The sequence below is a fragment of the Deltaproteobacteria bacterium genome, assembly GCA_026712905.1.
GTDB lineage: Bacteria > Desulfobacterota > Binatia > UBA9968 > JAJDTQ01 > JAJDTQ01.
In genome coordinates this window covers 1-19,037 of record JAPOPM010000166.1, presented here as the reverse complement: position 1 = coordinate 19,037, position 19,037 = coordinate 1, and the positions used below count along the sequence as shown (strand labels likewise).

At 62.7% G+C, this 19,037-nt stretch carries 15 protein-coding genes; 7 read left to right on the top strand and 8 right to left on the bottom strand.

The window, feature by feature from the left end; all coding sequences use genetic code 11:
* Positions 1-165: 165 nt before the first annotated feature.
* Together OXF11_14000 and OXF11_13995 are read right to left on the bottom strand one after the other, a co-directional pair.
* Entirely contained in the window at positions 166-1,137 is a 972-nt protein-coding gene (locus OXF11_14000; GenBank protein MCY4488210.1) for an ADP-ribosylglycohydrolase family protein, read from the bottom strand.
* Positions 1,138-1,586: 449 nt separating this feature from the next.
* Entirely contained in the window at positions 1,587-3,389 is a 1,803-nt protein-coding gene (locus tag OXF11_13995; protein ID MCY4488209.1) for an IS1634 family transposase, read from the bottom strand.
* Between the two features lie 570 nt (positions 3,390-3,959).
* Between OXF11_13995 and OXF11_13990 the strand changes: the two genes are divergently transcribed.
* Together OXF11_13990 and OXF11_13985 are read left to right on the top strand one after the other, a co-directional pair.
* Positions 3,960-4,202 (top strand): hypothetical protein, encoded by a 243-nt coding sequence (locus OXF11_13990; protein MCY4488208.1) that lies wholly within the window; start codon positions 3,960-3,962, stop codon positions 4,200-4,202.
* A gap of 145 nt (positions 4,203-4,347) precedes the next feature.
* A complete protein-coding gene (locus tag OXF11_13985) occupies positions 4,348-5,595 on the top strand; it encodes an integrase arm-type DNA-binding domain-containing protein (protein MCY4488207.1) in 1,248 nt (415 codons plus the stop codon).
* A gap of 176 nt (positions 5,596-5,771) precedes the next feature.
* Here OXF11_13985 and OXF11_13980 read toward each other — a convergent pair whose 3' ends face one another.
* The 4 genes from OXF11_13980 to OXF11_13965 all read right to left on the bottom strand — a co-directional run bounded on the left by OXF11_13980 (position 5,772) and on the right by OXF11_13965 (position 10,480).
* Positions 5,772-6,356, bottom strand: coding sequence for a hypothetical protein (locus OXF11_13980; protein MCY4488206.1), 585 nt, complete (start codon positions 6,354-6,356; stop codon positions 5,772-5,774).
* Positions 6,357-7,078: 722 nt separating this feature from the next.
* Positions 7,079-7,879, bottom strand: a complete 801-nt coding sequence (locus tag OXF11_13975; GenBank protein MCY4488205.1) for a hypothetical protein — start codon at positions 7,877-7,879, stop codon at positions 7,079-7,081.
* Between the two features lie 212 nt (positions 7,880-8,091).
* Positions 8,092-9,537 (bottom strand): transferrin-binding protein-like solute binding protein, encoded by a 1,446-nt coding sequence (locus tag OXF11_13970; protein ID MCY4488204.1) that lies wholly within the window; start codon positions 9,535-9,537, stop codon positions 8,092-8,094.
* A gap of 610 nt (positions 9,538-10,147) precedes the next feature.
* Positions 10,148-10,480, bottom strand: coding sequence for a hypothetical protein (locus tag OXF11_13965; GenBank protein MCY4488203.1), 333 nt, complete (start codon positions 10,478-10,480; stop codon positions 10,148-10,150).
* Here OXF11_13965 and OXF11_13960 point away from each other — a divergent pair.
* From OXF11_13960 to OXF11_13950, 3 genes are read left to right on the top strand one after another with little or no spacing between them, the layout of a single operon-like run.
* Positions 10,458-11,153 (top strand): response regulator, encoded by a 696-nt coding sequence (locus tag OXF11_13960; GenBank protein ID MCY4488202.1) that lies wholly within the window; start codon positions 10,458-10,460, stop codon positions 11,151-11,153. The two genes, OXF11_13965 and OXF11_13960, sit on opposite strands and share 23 nt — an antisense overlap.
* Complete coding sequence (locus OXF11_13955; protein ID MCY4488201.1) at positions 11,150-11,629, top strand: hypothetical protein; 480 nt, start codon at positions 11,150-11,152, stop codon at positions 11,627-11,629. The genes OXF11_13960 and OXF11_13955 overlap by 4 nt, the downstream gene beginning before the upstream one ends.
* Positions 11,630-11,637: 8 nt before the next feature.
* Positions 11,638-12,624, top strand: a complete 987-nt coding sequence (locus tag OXF11_13950) for a HAMP domain-containing protein (protein ID MCY4488200.1) — start codon at positions 11,638-11,640, stop codon at positions 12,622-12,624.
* A gap of 1,035 nt (positions 12,625-13,659) precedes the next feature.
* On the opposite strand, the gene OXF11_13945 is transcribed toward OXF11_13950, so the two are convergent.
* Positions 13,660-14,208, bottom strand: coding sequence for a GIY-YIG nuclease family protein (locus tag OXF11_13945; GenBank protein MCY4488199.1), 549 nt, complete (start codon positions 14,206-14,208; stop codon positions 13,660-13,662).
* 505 nt (positions 14,209-14,713) lie between these two features.
* Between OXF11_13945 and OXF11_13940 the strand changes: the two genes are divergently transcribed.
* The gene (locus OXF11_13940; GenBank protein MCY4488198.1) at positions 14,714-15,652 is read left to right on the top strand and encodes a toll/interleukin-1 receptor domain-containing protein; all 939 of its coding nucleotides are present in this window, start codon (positions 14,714-14,716) and stop codon (positions 15,650-15,652) included.
* 281 nt (positions 15,653-15,933) lie between these two features.
* Here OXF11_13940 and OXF11_13935 read toward each other — a convergent pair whose 3' ends face one another.
* Positions 15,934-17,439, bottom strand: a complete 1,506-nt coding sequence (locus OXF11_13935) for an FRG domain-containing protein (protein ID MCY4488197.1) — start codon at positions 17,437-17,439, stop codon at positions 15,934-15,936.
* 285 nt (positions 17,440-17,724) lie between these two features.
* On the opposite strand from OXF11_13935, the gene OXF11_13930 reads away from it, so the two are divergent.
* A partial coding sequence (locus OXF11_13930) for a relaxase domain-containing protein (protein ID MCY4488196.1) occupies positions 17,725-19,037 on the top strand: 1,313 nt, incomplete at its 3' end.

The window sequence follows — 19,037 nt, the reverse complement described above, 5'->3', positions numbered from 1 at the left end:
GAAGGTAGTCCAACTCGGAAAGGGGTGGTACGAACTTCTGCAGGACGTCGACGTTCGTCAGCGTCTCGGGGTGGTTTCAGTCGCGGCCCCGTCGGCGCCAGACCCAGCCAGTTCGGAATAGACAACGCGCGTTCCGCTTGACGGCGTGGTGGCGGATAGCGGCGATCATCGTCCGGCCCACAGCAAACGCTCTGCCAGCTTATGCGCGTCTACCGGCCAGAAGCGCTTCGGCCGCGGCTGGTTCACACCGGGTCGTCCCTTGGCCGGACGGCAGTTTCGCAGACACTCACTCCATTGCGCGGGGATCGCATCGCGGCCTTCCACCGCACCGAAGAGTGCGCCGCAGATGGCGGCGTTGGTGTCCGTGTCGCCGCCACGCATGACGGTGCCCACCAAGGCTTCCTCCAGACTGACGGCATGGAGCAACTGCCACAGCGCATTCTGGAAGGCGACGAGGACCCATCCCGCGACGGGTCTCAGATATTGGTTTGGAGGGGCGACCGAGGCGCCGGTCACAGCATCCGCTAGGGTTTCATCCAGATCCGTTTCCTCGGACCATTGCGCGACCTGCGCGTACAGGCTTCGACGATCACATCCCGTTCGGATGGCGTGGGCGATGGCCATGGCGAATAGGGCGTTCGCCTGGAGGCAGACGGGGTGGACATGGGTGAGGGCTGCGTCCTGCCGCGCCCATTCGGCCACTTGCGCGGGGTCGTGGTGGGTTCCGAAGATCCCCAGCGGACTGATCCGCATCAACGCGCCGTTGGCCTGACTATCTGGATTGTGGCGCCCCAGCAGTCCGCTGAGGACCGTGCCGCCGCAATCGAAGGGGTCCGAATCCAACCAGGAACGGTACGCCTTCCTGGTTTTCTCGGGATCGTATCGTCCTTGCTCGACGATGGTGTGCGCCAGTGACAGCGCCATTTCCGAATCGTCCGTCGGTTGTCCGGCGATAGTGCTCCACGTGCCGCCGTCCGCGAGTTCACGAACCCCGTTGGGGTACTCTTCCCGAATTTCTTCCGGGTCCCGGAATTCCACCAGGCTTCCGAGAGCATCGCCGCCAAGCTGACCAAGCAGGCAACCCTGAGCCCGGGAGAGGACTTCGGCGGCCAACGCGTTATCTGTGCCGTTGTTCATAGGGGAAACCTCTGCATGTGTGCGGTTGGTACCAGATCTCTTCTTTGTCCACCACCTGTAAGGAAGAATGGGATGAATCGCTGTGCTGGCAGATCCAAGGAGTACGCCGCGAAGAACGGCATGACCCTCACGGCCTTCGTCGAAGACGCCTTGTGCGCAAGAGTAGCGGAGCCGCCCCAGTCGGAGAATCTGTTCAAGCTGGTCCTCAAGACCGTCCGAGGCAGCAACCCGGTCTGGACCAAACTCGGACTGTGGCCTCAAGACTGGATTACACGACTCGCCCTTCACACGGGCCAATCTCTTAACGCAACTCGTCCCGGAGCGCCTTCCCAGTGGCTTAGCCCAAGTTTAACATAGGTATTTAAGAGTCATTATAATTCGGGGGGTTAGCGGGCCGATTTTATTCTTCTGGCACTACATTCTGGTGGTTAACGATAATTTCAAAGGGTTCAGACGGTCAACTTTTTGATACCACCGGGTGCGGGATTGAGCCCGAGAACTTCATAGATTGTGAGCTGATGGGGCTCGGCCCGTGTGGCCTTGCGGACGTGGAGGGTGCGGCCGTCCTTGCGGCGGAAGGTGGCAGTGACGCGGTGCTGGCCCTGGAGGATGCGGCGCAAGGTGGTCCAGCTTGCGGTCTCGCCGGACCCGGCGAGGCGTCGGCGGATGATTTGTACGAGTTGGTAGGCGAGGACGGTGATGAACAAGTGGCCGTCGGAACGATGCTGCTTTCGGTGGAAGATGGGACGCAGGCCGAGTTCGGACTTGAGGGAGCGGAACACGGCTTCCAGATCGGTGAGCATGGTGTAGGTGCACCAGAGGGTTTGCTGATCCCAGTCACTGAGATTGGTGCGCAGGCAGTAGACGCCCGGATGAGTGAGCAGGGTGCCCGGGCGGGGCTGGCTCTCCCAGGTGACGGCCGTGGCCTGGCCGCTTTGCGGGTCGGCCACCACGTCAACCTGGTAGTGCTGCGCGGCCCCTCGGCTTTGTTCCTGGATGCGCCCGATGCGCTGCCAGACATGGGCGAGGCCCTTGCGGGTGCGGGGGCGGGAGAGCCCCTCATGGAGCTTTTGCAACGCGCCTTCGAAGCGTGCGGCAAAGCGTTTGGAGATACCCTCTTCCTTCTTGGCTCGGGCCTCCGAGTAGCAGTACAGCCGCACCTCGCCCTGGTCCTCATCGACGACCCGGTGCAGGTGAACCTTCTCATGAGAGCGGGTCTCGATGGCGGTGGCCCGTTCAGGGTCAAAAAGACGGGCGCGTTGGCGGCTGACTACCAGATAACGGTAGCCGTGGTTGCGCAGCCAGGTGATGTTGTTTTCGGTGGCAATGCCGGCATCCATCACCACCAGCGCATCGTGGGGCGCCTGGAGGGTTTCAAGCATGGACGCCAGGGTCTTGTCCTCGTCGGCATTGCCGGCGAACACTTCGGAGCGGCGCACGAAGCCCGAGCCGTCGAGCACCAGCCCCAGGGTGAGCAGCGGGCAGTCGCTGCGCTTCTCTTTCGAGTGCCCGCGCCGGGCCTTGGGCTGGCCTTGGGCTTCGCCTTCGAAGAAGGTGTTGGTGAGATCATAGAGTGTCACGGTGTGCTTCAGGCTGAACAACTCCGTCACCCGCTCAAACAAGTGGTTCTCGATGGCCTCGCGATGGGCCATCAGCCCATCCGAGACACGGTAGAGCCGCATCAGGCCCAGGCTCTCGAAGTCCACCCCCAACAACTCCCCCAGGCCGCTGCGTTGGCACAACCACCGCCAAGTCGCCCGTTCCGACCCGGGCTGTGCCATGCGCCCGATGATCAACGCCATGGCCACTGCCCGTTGCCGACCGTTGAACCCCAACCCCTCCAACAACTCGCCGAGGCCGGCCTGCTCCATGGCCCACAGCCCCACATGCTCCACCCCCACCGAGCGCGGACGCACCAACTCCAAGGAGTTCACATCCACCGCTTGCACATCGCCGCCACCGCCCTCAACCGCGGGTGCGCGGCTTACCAGTTGCATGGCGATCCGTTGCGCTTCCCGTTCCACTGTTTCCGGACAACCTAACTCCGCCAGCACCGCCTGCGGCGAGATCAACTGCTCGACGCGCGCACACAACACCGGCCAATGTTCCGGCGCCACCTCGAAGTCACTGCCGAGGTTGAGCAGGGTGCGTTGCCGTACCCGCTCGCCGCTGCGCTCGGAGCGGACCAAGCGGTAGGAGAAGTAGACTTGGCCCCGGTCGGCGCCCCGGGTCTTGGTGCGGCGGATGAACATGTGGGCAGGGTAGCAGAGCGTGGGCCGGAATGCAAGCCATAATGCATTAGTATGGCACTACATTTCGTTCCCGGAACCCTGATCTCAATGAATTCAATAGGTTAGATGGTGTACCCGCACCCAAATACCCCAAAATCCACACTTTCATGTTAAAGATGGGTTAGGACGTGTCGTCTAGACCCTGCGCGTATGGCCGGGATGGGCATGAAGTTGCCGTGTTCATCCGGGCTCCAAGGAATGCATGGTTCTTGCGCAGCGATCTCGCCGTGAAAATCCGTCAGTTGTGCGGATAGGGTTCGGACGGCTTGGGGTACCCGGCAATCGGGTCATCCGGCACAGTCTTGGCCACGAGACTGCCAGGTTGTTGATTTTCCGGGGACCACGAACTCCCGCCGCAGAAGCGTCATGATACGGTCTGAATAACCAGGTCGCCGCCCCTTTGTCGAGATCAAGCTGCGATGTCGATGCGCTCGCCCCAGGGTTGGCCGTTCCCACAGGCGCCTCGCTGGAACCGGAGCCGTCGCCTGTACGGGAGTCGGCGTCCATGACCTCGCCGGTGCCGGAAGGATCATGGCTCGGCGGCGCATTGGATGCGTCGTCCCGGCCGTCGCCTTCGTCAAGGGAATCGGACGGATCGCCGGATTCATCGCCTCCGTCGCCCGGAGGCGGCTGGCCGCCCGCTCCGGCGCCCGCGCCGCCGGCATCTTGAGACGCGTTCCCTTCGTCACCCGAGTCGCCCTCTCCGGGCTCCGGCAGGCGGTCGTATGCCTGCTCCACGCTTTTGTATACTACCATGCGCAGAAACGCGCCTGAATGGACGGAAACACCATTAATAAAGGCGTTTATCTACTTGCCCCGAGACGCCGGTTGGTCATGCGCACCCCTGTCCGCGCCCCGATTTCTTCCCTGGTGTTGAATATAGTGTTGAATCCCAATCCCGTCTTGCTATAATGCCTGCATGGAAACCATCGAAACCAACACCGCCAAACGCACCGCCAAGCTCAAGACCTCCCTGACCAGGCGCACCGTCGAGGCCCTCAAGCCAGACCTCAGGCCCTGGATTGCATGGGACGACCGCCTCACCGGCTTCGGCGTCAGGGTCCAGCCCTCCGGCGCCAAGACCTTCGTCGTGAACTACCGCTCGGGCTCCGGCGGCCGCTCAGCCCCGAACAAGCGCGTCACCCTCGGACGCTTCGGCCGCCTCACTCCGGACCAGGCCCGGCGCATGGCACAGGAACTCCTCGGCAAGGTCGCCTCGGGCGAAGACCCCGCCCAAGAGCGCGCCGACGCCAGGGACATGCCCACCCTCGCCCAAGCCTTCGAGGACTACCTGGAAGCCAACCCCAGGCGAAAGCCCCGCACCGTGGAGATGTACCGTATGAACCTCAGGGTGTGCTTCGGAGACTGGCTCTCCCGCTCCCTCGACTCCATCGACCGGGGCGACGTCGAGGCCCGTTTCCACCGCATCACCGAGCGCCGCGGCTGGGCCACCGCCAACCAGGCCGTCTCCATGCTGCGCTCCATCTACCGCCGCTCCAGCATCGACCACGAGGGCCTGCGCAACCCGGTGGAGCTCTGGATTACTGGGGGCGGGCGCCTCAACCGCAAGCGCCGCCGGCGCATCTCCTCCCCGGCCGAGGTGCTGCCCCGCTGGCGCGCAGGGGTGGAGGCCGCAGGGCTCCCGCCCGCACACCGCGACATCTTCACCATCGGAGCCTATACGGGCATGCGTCTGGGCGAGGTGGTCTCGCTCCGCTGGGAGCGCATCGACCTGGAGCGTGGCATCCTGCTTGTCGAGGAGACCAAGACCGGGGAGCCCCTGGAGCTTCCGCTCACCTGCCAACTCGCCGCCGTGCTGGAGCGGCGCCGGGCCGAGGCAGAGGATACGGACGAAGGCTGGGTGTTTCCCTCGTCCGCGAGCGTCACCGGCCATCTCAAGAACCTTCACCGCTACCATGCCGGCATAACCCAGGCCGCGGGTACGCGCTTCTGGTTCCACGGCCTGCGAAACGCCTTCATCACCGTGGCCGAGCGCGACCTCATGCTGCCCCGCCCCCTCACCAAGCGTCTTGTGAACCACGCCCGCGACGACGACATCACCGAGGGCTACGCCGCCGACTGGACCGTCGAGCAGCTCCGCGAGCCCGCTCAGCGCGTGGCCGACCGCGTCGAAACCCTGTTGGGGTCCGGGCCGCCCGTGCTGTAGGCTTCTCCTGCTGCAAGGTGAGACGCGGGGGCGTGCGAGGGAGCAGGGTTCTTCCGGTCGGCGCCGATTGCCGTTCCGGACGACCCAAAGCTACAGGTTCAATGAGGGCCGAGGCAATCAAGCCTCGGAATCGAGAATCGACACGAACGCCCGGGCGGCGGCGCGCCGCCAGCCTCTTACCGGCACCGGGCGTCGAAGGCTCCGATGACGCCCTGGCGCTCGAACACGCCGGCGGCCTCCTCGGCGTTGGGTCCGAAGAAGGCGCCGTCCACCTGTCCCAGGGTGGGGTGGAGGCCGGCGGTGCCGTTGCCGCTCCCCGCCAGGCCGAAGGAGCCGTCGGCTGCGACTGGCAGGTCCTCCCAGGCGAAGCTCGCGGGGCCGGCATAGCTCCGGCCCCGGTCCGCGGCCCGGGCGGTGGCGACGATGCCGTCCAGGGCGAGGCCGAGCGTGTTCTCGGCGAAATCGTACTCGAGCCGGGAGCGGCCCACGAGCTCGCACCCGCCCTCGCGGGCGTGGCCGGTCATGCCGCCGGTCCAGACGGCACCGCCCTGGAGGGCGGTGGGCCGCTCGCCCGCGAGGTTGCCGAAGGCGGCGCTCCAGGTGAGGTCGAAGGCTTCCCGGGAGTCGCGCGCCCGCATGGAGTAGAAGGCGCCGTTGAGGGCGACCCATTGGGTGTGGGTAGCGAGCTCCTTGAGGGCCTTCTTCTCACCCTCGTCCGAGATCGTTTTGACAAGCTCCTCGGCGATCTCTCGAGCGGTCACCCCCGCGCGACGCGGCGGCCTAGTCGCGAGAGTAACTGGGGCTTGTGCCCGGGGCGGCGATGTGCTGAAGTGACGGTAGTCGGGGAAGTCGAGGCCCTTAGATTCAGTGGCGTGCGCATGCACTCGTTTCCGAGCATGGCCCGAACCACGGTCGGCTTCTGTCACTGATGGCGTGGCGCTTGCCGTGACCTCGTTCAAGAGATTGAGATTTTGCCGTGTGGTTCCTCCCCGTCCACGGCACAGCGGCTAGGTTACAGTTACTCAAGAGATACTACGGCGGTGCCCGGTGCAAAGAGCGCAAAGAATGCCAGGGCGGCTCCACCACCGAAGAGAAATACAGCCGCTGCAAATGTGACCACGATTCGGACCATACTACGAAGGGTCTCTCGCTTTCGTTCCTTCTATGCTATAAGACGTGCAACAATAGGATCCTGGCGATTCGCTTCCTCTTCTTCCTTCTTCTTTTGCTCAGCCTCAGTTGTTGCCTCCACGTAGGCGCTGATGCTTTGTAACGTTGGCAGGTTCTGGTCCGGGGGTATCGTAACGTCGAATTGCTGCGCAACCTTGGCGATGAACGCCTTGAGCCTGGCTGCGTCTACCCATCGTCAATGAGGTCGGCATCCATCGCTATCTCGCGCCCGAACTCTTCGCGAGCCAAAGCCTTTACTTGATCTCCGATCCCGTTACTCATTCACCTCTCCTTCCTGGATGGGGAATCACTCTTACGGGAGGTTCTGAATCTCATCCCGGAACTCCTCGGCAATCTTTCCGAATCCCTCAGATGTCGGGTGGATCTCATCGTTCCAGTCCAACTCGAACTTTGCGGAACAACCCTCGTCGTCGCCGTAGTTGTGGTGGTCGCGGTGGTAAGTGCATTGAATGTCTCTGCTCAGGCACTGCCGTAGGTCGACGTATTTGACATGGTTCAGTCCATGTTTCTTAGGGAGGTTGTGGAGCATCTCATTGAACCAATTTACGAGGGAGGCGATGGCATCCGTATTTTTCTGGAGATCCATGTGACCCTTTTCCCTGAACCTCGGGTAGAGCCAAGTGCCCCGCCACACCCCCCACATAGGACGATTGGCTGGCACTGCGTACCCATAGCCGTGGATCAGGATGGGAACCTCGGCTTCGTGCCTGCTTTTACACGTAGCGGTGATGAAGCGTAACCACTGCACGTAGTCCTGTTCTAGGCATCCAACAAACTTCTCTGCCTCATTCTTATCGATGATGGGTTTCGCATATCTGGCATGATTCAAGATCTTCGGCAAGTACGCGAACACGTCATCGCCACCTCCCGATAGGAGGATGGCCTTCGGTTTCTCGTTCTCTTCGATCTTCTTCTTGAGTCCGTCGGTGTCGTTCACCATTTGCTCCAGCGTGTGACCAGGATCGGCCACGGATTTCACCTGATAGCCAAGCCGCCTGAGATGACCGACGATATCGCGAGGAACGACGAGCTCGAAAGGCGGGATAGCGAACCAGGAGTCTCCTTCGGCGATCAGTAGAGGCTTCCTTGCCATGGTTGGTAGTCTCCTTTCTGGTTGGGCAAAAAGGGCGACCGGCACGCACCAGCCGCCCCACTGCATCACACCTAAGTTCAGACCTACAACCTATTGACCTCGGGCCACAGCCAGACGTTCATCAGACGTTCATCTCCCTCAGCGTCTCGATCTGCTTCAATAGTGTACTTGCCTCCGGGTGTTCGCGGCCCAATTCCCTGCGGATACACTTACTACTGCCTGTGCGCGCCGAAAACCCCAAACAGGGATTCGCTCCGGTCCTGCGTCCTGGCGCCGAACGTGCCTGCGACGGAACTTGGTGGCTGATCGGACGAATTGCCGTAAAACTGACCGCCCCAATCTCCAGACGCATACTGGCCGCTTATGACGCTTTTCGTATAGCCACGGAAAAAGGCGGCACCCTCGGTTTGCAGATCAGCAGCCTGCAACGCAAGCCCCTCGAACACCTGTGCTCCGGTAGCTACGTCTCTCGCGTTCGACACCGCCCCATAGATTTCGTTGTCGTCGAAGTCCGCAGTCAACTGAACGTCCGCCGTGAAATCCTGTAAACGCGGCTCTGTCCCGGCCTTTGCATACATGCCGGCCGCGTCACCCGTGTAGGTTGCTTGTCCCTGTAGGGAGCCAACGTTCCCGACCTCGTAGGGATCGTTACCGCTTGCGGCGGCACCAACGAAAGGACTGCGCTGGTCCTCGGGGTCGTCCACGTTCCTTACCGAGACCCAATACCCCAAAGCCAGGTAGTCCGCGTCGTCGTTGCCTTCAATGTCCGAGAAGAAAACATGGCGCCAACGTCGCGCACTGCTGGTGACCGGAATGTAGTACTCGGCTCCCTTCCATGGGAATCCTGAATCCGGTGAGATCGCCAGGTTGTAGCCCCCGGCCGCCGGGTCCTCTGCTGTGTTAAAGGTGGGTTCTCTTGCGCCCCTGACATGCTCGAACACCAAGTCCTCGCCCACGTACCGCGCGCTGAGCACCACGTTGGAGCGTGTCTGTTCGCTTGAGTTTAGCGTGGATAGGGTAACACCGGTGTTCGAGGCGTATTCCCCGTACTCTGATTCTGTACTGGAAACGACGTCTCTTGTGGCGGCCGAGGCCACTCTGTCCGCTATCTCGTCCTTGACTTCGGCCTCATGGTTGTTGAGGTCCATGACAAGCCGGCTTGTGAAGCCGCTACCCTGTGGAATCATGGCCAAGGCTTCCGCCAACTTGGCCTTTGCGTCCTCCAGGTCCTGCATTGCTTGCCGCAGTTCTTCTCCGGCGGTCGCGGCGTCGGTGTCAGCTTTCACTTTGGCGGCAGCCAGCGCCTGCTGCGCCTTGGCCAATTCGTCCTGAGCAGCCTGGGCGTCCGTTTCCGCTTTCATTTTGGCGGCAGCCAGCGCCTGCTGCGCCTTGGTCAATTCGTCCTGAGCAGCCTGGGTGTCCGTTTCCGCTTTCATTTTGGCGGCAGCCAGCGCCTGCCGCGCCTTGGTTAATTCGTCCTGAGCAGCCTTCAGGTCGGCCTCGGCCTTCATCTTGGCGGCTTCGGAAGCCTTCAACGCCTCCTGGGCAGCGTCGCGTTCGCGTTTGATACCGCTGTTGCTGCTGCACGCCGTCAGGAGCAAGGCAAGTCCAACGATCCAGCAGGCATTGATTAGGTGGAAATTTGGTACCTTTGACATGGCACACCTCCCTTTCGTGAAGGGCCATGGTCCGGCGGGATTGCCGGGCCATTGGAACCCTCACACAACGGTAGGTGTGGAAGTCCTGCCTATTCGCTTAGGCTTGGGGAGCTACCCCGCGCCGGGCACGTGAAAGCTGTTGTATTCAGCAGGTGGCCCGACTCACGGGCTACCGTTGCTGAGGGTTCCAGTACCGCTTGTAGGATACCCGGTGGCGGGTTGTCAAGGTTTCTCTCGATGGGAGCGTCTCCGCTCCCCGCCCTAACGGACTCGCACACGCTGGCCCGGGCTCACCGACACGCTCCATGACATGGGAAGGCTGGCGGAGCTGGAGGGGTGCAGTGGCGTGGTTCCAATCCGCCCCCGCCGAGGCTCTCGGCGCAATGAGGTCCCATCGGCGAGAACGCGTTGCGAGCGGGCGGCACGGCGAAAGTCGCCGGGGCCGCTGGCACCCTTGCGACCTGGAGTTTCCGAGCCTCGTCTACTCAAGGCGCCGGGGAGTGTCCGTCTCCACGCCCGGCCTGTTTTGCTGCCGAACGGCGGCCGACCGGAACAGAACGGACCGGGCAGGCCCTGTCGAACCTGCCCGATCCCGGGACTTCAGACGCGCCTAGTCGTCGTGGTGGTGCCGGTCATGGCGATGGTCCCGCCTGTCACGCCGTTCGGCGATGCCGGCGAGCGGCCGTTCGTACTCGGAACGCGAGACGGCCGCGTCGCCGTCGGCGTCGAGCCTCTGAAAGGCGCGCACGGTGAGCGGGCGCGTGGTCTCGCTCCACAGGCGAGCGAACTCCTCGAGGCCGAGCTTGCCGTCGCCATCGGCATCGTGGGCGGCGAGGGCGGCGCCGCGGTCCTCGCGCGCCTTGGCGATCTCCGCCTGCGAGAGTCTCCCGTCCCGGTCGGCATCGACGGCGCACGTTCTCGTGGTCGATGACCACCGGGACATCCGTGAGCCGCGGGCGCGGTATCTCGAAGAGCACGCCGTGCGCGTCACCGCCGCGGGCTCTAGCGCCGCCGCGCGGCGTGCGCTCCAGGCGGCGGCCGTGGATCTGGTGGTGCTCGACATTATGATGCCGGGCGAGGACGGCCTCGAGCTCTGCCGGCGCCTGCGGGCAACGACCCGGATTCCGGTCATCCTGCTGACCGCGATGGCGGAGGACACGGACAGGATCGTGAGCCTGGAGGTCGGGGCCGACGATTACGTCACCAAGCCGTTCAATCTCCGGGAGCTGCTGGCCCGCATCAAGGCGGTGCTCCGGCGCACGCAAAGCCTGCCGCCGGGCCGCGAGCCACGTTCGGCGGAGACATACAGGTTCGACCGCTGGTCGCTGGACCCGGGCGGGCGGGAGCTAGTGGACGAGGCGGGCGTGGTGACGCCGCTGTCGACGGGCGAGTTCCGGCTGCTGACGGCGTTGCTGGAGCGTCCGGGGATGGTGCTTTCCCGGGATCAGCTTCTCGACCTGACGCGGGGCCGGGGCGCGGCGCCGTTCGACCGCGCGGTTGACAACAAGGTGAGCCGCCTGCGCCGGAAGCTGGAGCGGGACCCGGCGAATCCGAAGCTCATCGCCACGGTCTGGGGCAGCGGCTACCGGTTCGCGGGCAAGGTGGAGCGGGAATGAGGTTGATCCCGGGAAGCCTCGCCGGCCAACTCGCGCTGTTGCTGCTGCTCGCTCTCGGCATCGCGCAGGGCATCGCGATGGCTCTTTTCGCCGTCGAGCGCAGCGAAGCCGTGCGCCACGCCCACCGGGACAACGTCATTGCGCGCGCCGGCACCGTGGCGCGGCTCCTCCGGGACACGCCGCCCGCGCTTCACAACGCCATCCTGGACGCGGCGAGCACCGACCAGGCGCGGTTCACACTCACCCGGGAACCCCTGGTGGGCGGGACGGGAACCGGAGAACGGGCCGCCTTCATCGCCCGCGGTCTTTCCGTGGCGCTCGATGTCGGACAGGAGCGGGTCAGGGTGGCGCCGCCGCACGACGACACGCCGGGCGGGTTTTGGATCCGGGACGGCGACGACCACGATCACGGTCACGAGGACTGGCGGGAGCACTGGTTCGCGGCGTCCGTGACCATGGGGACGGGCGCTGGCTGAACGTCGCCGTGGGACCGTTGCCGGGCGCGCCGCCCTGGGGCCGGACGTTCCTGCTCTCGTTCCTGTTGTCGGTCCTCGGCGTGGCGGGCGTGGCGGTCCTCACGGGAAGCCGCATCTCGAAACCCATGCGGAGCCTCGCGGCGGCCGCCGGTCGGCTCGGCAGGGGCGAGGAGGTGGGTGACCTGCCGGAGTCCGGCCCCCTGGAAATCCGCGGCACCGTGAGGGCCTTCAACCTCATGCGCGGGCGGCTCGACCGCTACGTGCGTGACCGCACGGCCATGCTGGCGGCGATATCGCACGATCTGCGGACACCGATCACGAGCCTGCGCATCCAGGCCGAGTTCGTCGAGGACGAGGACACGAGGACGAAGATCCTCGCGGTGCTGGACGAGATGCAGCGCATGGCGGAGGACACCCTGGCGTTCATCCGCGAGGACATGCGGCGGGAAGGGACACGCACGGTCGATCTCCATGCGCTGGTCGACAGCGTCGCTGCCGACCTTGCGGATCTCGGCCACGAACTCGCGGCCCCCGACTCCGGCCGGGTGCTGGTGGCGTGCCGGCCGGTGGCGTTGCGCCGCGCCTTCCGCAACCTGCTGGAGAACGCGGGCGCCCACGGCGTCCGCGCAACGGCGCGTCTCGCGGACGACGGTGGACGCGCGTACGCGTGGTCATCGAGGACGAAGGGCCCGGCATCCCGGAGCCGATCTGGAGCGGGTGTTCGAGCCCTTCGTGCGGCTCGACGAGTCGCGGAGCCGCGACACCGGCGGCGCGGGCCTGGGCCTTGCCATCGCCCGGACCATCATCCGCGGCCACGGCGGGGATATCCGGCTGGAGAACCGCGCCGGAGGCGGATTGAGGGCCACGGTCGTGCTGCCCGGAGGAGGCGGCTGATAGCGCGGCCCCGCGGTGTCCGTGATCGCCCTCGCTTCCATCGGCCCGCGTGTCACCGGCACCCGCGTCGTTTCCGGCAGCGCCCTGCGCCTCAACCCTGACGGGACCGGCCGGCTCGTGCCGGGCATGCTGTCGGACATTGCCGTCACCGCGCCGCGCACGGACGGCTTCGGTCCTGTCCGGCATCTCTGCGCCAACCGCGTCAGTGGCGCGGGAACAAGTGCCGCGGGCCCTGCCGCCGACCGATGCGCCACGGCCGGCAGTGCCGGCCGCACGAGTGTTGCTCCCGCGTGTCGCTCCGCCAGCACTGATTCGACCGTGACGGTTACGCCAGCCAAACTGTTGAACGCGCTGTCCGAATCGATGGCGCTCAAGCGCATGGCGGAGTAGGTCGGAGGCAGCGGAACCGCCGCACGGTCAACTTGGTGACGGCAGAGATGCACGGCATTGTTGCGGCGGCGACCATCGGGCCCGCCGGGCAGGGCTCCGTCTGCTGACCAAGTGTCGAGGTGTTTCATGCCGACGCCCCGGCTCGCACACGGTCAGAGATCCTCGTCACGACGCCGACGCATACCGCCGCCGTCACCGCGCTCCGCACGGGCATCGACCCGAATAGCCAGGCCGCCGACGACCATGGCCCGGTCCGAGCTGCCGTAAGTGGATTGTAAGCCTGCTGTATGCGGATTGTAGTGCGTCTATGCTCTCGGCACACGGCGGGATTCAAGAGAACCGCCCCGGTTCCCCAGGGAATCGCCGGGTTCTCCCGGGAATCTTCGCCGCCAGACCCGCGCTCGCGCCGCCCCGGCTGCTTCCTTGAATGGACGCCCTGAAACCGCCCGCGATCCACGGCGTCGGTCCTGTATGCTCCGACCTGTTCATCCCGCTCAAGCGCCGCTCGGGCTAAGCCTTTGATATTGCGCGCCTTTTGTCCCCTATCGCCGATGTCTCGCAATGCGCCTCCGTCTCTACGGCGGAGCCGGTATTCTCTCACACCCGACGCAGTTGACTGCCTGTCGCGCCATGTCTGCGTCCAAGTGCGCAGTTCGAGCCCCTGCAACACCCTCATGCCATGGGAAAGGCGTGTTCTTTCCGTAATACGGGCGTGTAGCACACCACACCACGAGTCTAAGCACACTTCACTTGGCAACCGGTGCAATCTCCTGGACCATCCTTGAAAAAAACTCCTCAAATTTCTCCTCCCAAGTTGGCGGGAGTTTTTGATCCCGAGTCTGTTCATACCTAACGGCACCCCCGAAATTAGGTCCGCGCAAGTTCTTCGGAGGGTCTGCGGTTGCAAGAATCAATCCCTCCATGTGATCTAGAACGGTTTGAGGATTTGATCCAATTTCGTCCCGTAGGGGTGATAAGGAATTATCATCTTGGACGCCTCTGGTTCCAAACCAACTGAATATTGTCCAGCGTTCCGCCAAGTTATCGGAACGATGATCCTTCAATCGATCGAAGAGCATTTTTGGTTTCGGTGTCTCACGGGTGGCCTTTCCAGCCTGTCCTACGTAGACTAAATTGTATCGATCGTCGTATAAGGCGTAAATTCCTCTTTGATCGCGAAAATCAACGTCAGCCTTTCTCTTTTGGGCTTTCCCGAGAAGACGACCAGGGTTCTTTTGTTTGCCCCAGAACACATCATCTCTCTTCCAGTGCAAACCGTACGCTCTTATCAACATCTTCTTCCTCCCGCTTTCTCACCGAAACCACATTCCAGCGTGTCCCTTCCGTGCGTACGACGTTGACTAAGACAATTCGAAGCCCGGGTCAAATCGATATCCGGTCCGGAAGATGTGTATCCCTGTTGTTTGAAGGAATTTGGCGGATACGCTAGATAATCGGCATTGGAGGGACGGTCGAAACTATCTTCACTGTCGAGGGTAAGAATCGGATGCCCGTGAAGGGGACCACCGCTGAACGGGGCGAATGAAACCTGACGGCCGCGGAGATCACCAGGTTTCTGGACGAAGATCTTGTTGCCACAGGTCAAGACTGCGCTGAAGATCACTGGCCACGAGGAGTGGGCCGAACTGGAGCAAACATCGGCAGCTGCTGCAAGCAGGCCGAGTCGTTGAGACTGAAACGCCTGCTCCTCTGGCGCGCCCAAACGATGAAACCCGTTTTTCGCGCCAAGATGTTCTGGGCGTCCCCCGACGGCTTATAATCCAATGGAAGAGGTGACCCGTGCGAAACAGAACACCCCCAAAGGTCTTTATGTCTTATTCACATGATTCCGTGCGACATAAGGAGTGGGTCCGTGGCCTCGCAGAACATCTCTGCAAAGCAGGAATCGATCCGATTCTGGACCAATGGGATCTTGCCCCCGGACAAGACATCGTGGCGTTCATGAGCGACGGGATCTCGTCATCCAACAGGGTGATTCTTGTCTGCACCAAGGACTACGTGGCGAAGTCGAACAGCAGGAGCAGCGGCGTCGGGTATGAAGACATGATGATTTCCGCTGTACTCTCCAACTCGACCGATACCAAAAAATTTCTACCTATCATCCGGGACAATCCAGACAGCGATCTGCCCCAAAGGCTTGGATCGAGGAGGTATATCGACTTCTCTGAGGATTCTGATTACACCACGAAACTCGATGAGCTTATGCGTGAAGTTCTCGGAAAGCCCGCAATTGTGAAACCGAGGATTGGAGGTAGTCCATTTGAAGAACCCCCGACCCATCAACCAGCGCCGACCATCGCATCGAGACCGGTGGAGGAATTGCTTTCGGGCGACGAAGATGTGGTACGTGAGAGGTGTCGCGTCTTGTGCGCGGCACTTCACGACCACGTTGATGGTCGGCTCTACGAAATTCGCGTCGATCATGAACGCCGCTACGCATTACCCAATAGTCTTTACGACTGGCATTTGGACGATAGTCTTTTGGTTTTGCTACGAGCAAGCGGCGAAGCGGTGACCTATTTGATCGAATACGGTTATCTTAGCCGTGGCGACGACTTTATTCAACTAACCGCGAGAGGTTGGGAAACAAAGAGGCTACGTCAGGTGCATTCATTGTTACGTAAGGACGTTTTTGAAGACCCGCTGGAGTTCCCGTGGTACCGGGCATGGCGTAGGAAGGGAGAAGAGCTGAAGGCTCGACAGGCCAGGCGACAATGAGCCCTTCCCTGAAGGCCGAAGGGGAGTAGGTTCCATGCGGATATTGCAGCCGTCAGAACACCAGATCCCACGAAACTTGCGAGAATGCTCCTCCACATGTGGTTCCCCTCTTCCCATTTACTACGGAGGGCGGGGAGCGTTAGGAAGGCCAAAACTTAAACAGCACCAAATCTCCCGCGCTCCCCCGTGGACAGGTTGCTGAGGTGCATCCGGCCTTCTCTCGGCGGAATGTACCTCAGCAACCTGTCCAATTTCCCGGAACCACTTCAAGTGTCCAGACGTCAGGGTGTAGGCGATACTATCACCACAACGAAACCTGTCGCTCCTTTGTAGCCTTTCCCACCGGGTGCAGTGACCATGCCAGATGGGATGTTCCCCGTGTTCCCGGAATTACCCGCAAACGGAAAATGCCCTCCTGCGCCCTCAGCCTCAACGAACACGATCAGGCCGTCACGCCTCACCGGACAATCGTCCCCAGTTAGCCTCTGGAGGAGCTGCTGGACCTGTTCCGCATTGTTCCGACAATGAGTAGCCGAAGGCTTCGGTTCGACCGTACTACCTTCCAAGTATCGCTGGAGGGCCTCCTTGAACGCTCCCATCATGACCTCACAGTTCCCCATGGCGAGCGCAGCGTCACTTCCCTCCTGTTCCAACCATGCCGCTTCGAAATCCTTGAGAGCCTCGTCGAACGCTCCCAACGCAAACTTCGAATTCCCTCGGTTGTATAACAAGACCCTCTTGGGCTGGGCGCCATGTTCCAACGCCACGTCGAAATCCGCTATGGCGCCTTGGTGGTCTCCCGTCGCCGCGCGCACGTTTCCGCGATTGTAATACAGTGCGCGGGACATCATGTCAGCAACATCCTGAGTCACAATAACGTGGTCACCAAAGTAAATCGGTCGGTCAAGGTTCTCTATAGCGCTTGTGTACGCTAGGTTCGCTTCCTCGAATCGTCCCAGTGCGGCGAGCGTATCTCCTTTGAGACAATTTGGTTGGGCCACGCCCGGCAGCTCTGCCGCGTAGGACTCGTACGCTGCTAGAGCGTCATCGAACAGACCCGCTTGGTAGGCCCGGTTCCCCCGGTCCCGATACTGTTCTGGCGAAAGCGGACCAGTGCTTTGCAACTTCGTGCGGGCCGTGTTTGCGGCCGCGAGTCCGGGAATGTCTCCGAAGAGCACCGTTTCTGAAAGCCCCAACCCCTTCAGATACTCGCGCAATGGCTCCTTTGATTGCCGTGGCACGATAACCGATTTGAGATATTGTTCTGGAACAAGAGGGGTGCCAATCACAAACACGCTCTGCTGGGCAATAATCCGTGCCCCAAGCGACCGATCCGGCTCGTAATAGCTGAGTGCACTGAATGGGTCATCCATTAACCGCGCATTCTGGACGACCTGATGGTCTCCAATGTCCAGAACGAAAATCTTACCATCTTTGTCGTTCCATTCAGCGCACGCAAACCAAAGAGCAACCAGAGGAAGTTCGGTAAAATCCAGAAGTCCGGTGGCGGCCCCCTGATGTTGGAGCACGGATAGTCTTTGCAAGTCGGACAGCGTGTCCCCATCAATGACCTGCATCGGCATGACGAGTTGTTCCTTGTGGTACCGATCAACTATTTTGCGTAGCGCGTTCTCCTCACTTGGGAGATCTTCGCCATGCGCGTCTTGTAAACGACGTAGGGCACCAGACTGGAGTTGCCAACTCGCATTGGCCTGACCCCTATAGACCGGCCTCGACATGCCCTCGGATAGCTTCAGAACTGCCTGGACGACTTCTTCAGGGGTCATGATCTAATCCCGTCGTATACTCGTTCAACATGAACAAGGTGGCATGAAAGTTGGTCGGGGAGGCCATCTGCTTGGAAGGTGCCTTGGCTCCTGAGGCCTTTAGTCTTGACCATAACACCTGCGTCGCGGTCACGCGAGGAAGCGCGCTCGAACGACAATCGACGCCAAACGCCGACACGCCTGTGAAACGGCCTCTTCACCCCTTGTTCCCGGTCCGGAAAGCGCGTATCCGGGCTCCATGGACACACGAAACCCGAGTGAACACGCCCCTGGCGGGAGGCCTGGATGGTAGCCTCCATCGGCGTCATCGCCTCGCCGTCCCAGGGTGTGGCCTACTACGAGAAGGACGGATACTACGCCAGGGAAGACCCCGCCCACAGGGAGGCGAGCGCCTGGGTGGGCAGGGGCGCGGAAGCGTTGGATCTCACGGGTCCAGTCGATCCCGACACCTTCAAGGCCGTGCTCGAAGGGAAGGTCCCGGACGGTCCGCACCTGGGCAAGCGGGACAAGGACGGTGAAATCTGCCACCGGCCGGGCCGCGACGTCACCCTTTCCGCGCCGAAGTCGGTCTCCCTCATGGCGCTGGTGGGGGGCGACGACCGGATCGTCGCGGCCCACGACCGGGCCGTCACGCGGACCCTCGCCTGGGTCGAGCGGAACGCCGTCGAGACCCGGTTGCAGGACAAGGCGAGCGGCGCGATGGTCCACGCCGGCGGCCAGAAGATGGTGGCCGCAACCTTCCGCCACGATACCTCCCGAAACCTCGACCCGCAGCTCCATACCCATGCTGTGGTGGCGAACATGGTCCAGGGGGACGATGGGAAGTGGAGGACCATGGTCAACGACGGGCTCTACCGGAACAAGATGGCGATCGGCGCGGTATACCGGGCAGAGCTTGCCCGGGATCTCAAGGACCTGGGGTACGGGATCGAGAAGACCCACCCGGACGGGCGGTTCGAGATCGCGGGGGTGTCGCGGGAGGTGGTGGAGGGGTTCTCGACGCGACGGGCGGAGATAGAGGCGGCTATGGCGGCGCGGGATGAAGGGGCGCCTTTGGAGAACCCGAAGCTCGCGGACCGCGCGGCGTTGATGACGCGGGCCAAGAAACGGGAGGTGGACAAGGGAGAGCTTCGGCGGTCTTGGGAGCGCCAAGCGGCGGAGCTCGGGTTTTCGGCCGACACCGTGCGCGCGAAGGCAAGGCAGGCGGAACGGAAGCAACCCGCTCCGGACCTGTTCAGTGGTCCGGTTCGAGCGGCGGGAGAAACCGCGGCCTGGGCCGTGGAGCATCTCTCCGAGCGCCAAGCGGTGTTCGACCATGGGGATCTTCTGGCGGCAACGCTGGCCCGGGAGCTGGGCGCGGTGACGGCCGAGGCGGCGGAGCGGGCCATTGCCGGGCTCGAACAGGAAGGAGAACTCCACGGGGCAAGGGGCCTCAAGCACGGCAGGCACTGGACCACGGACGAGGCCATGGCGCGGGAGTCGGAGGCCATCGCGTTGATGAAGGCGGGCCAGGGCGCCGAAAAGACGATCATGCGGGGCTGGATCGCGGAGACGAAGCTCCACGGGGGCCGCCTCAACGAGGGCCAGAAGGAAGCGGT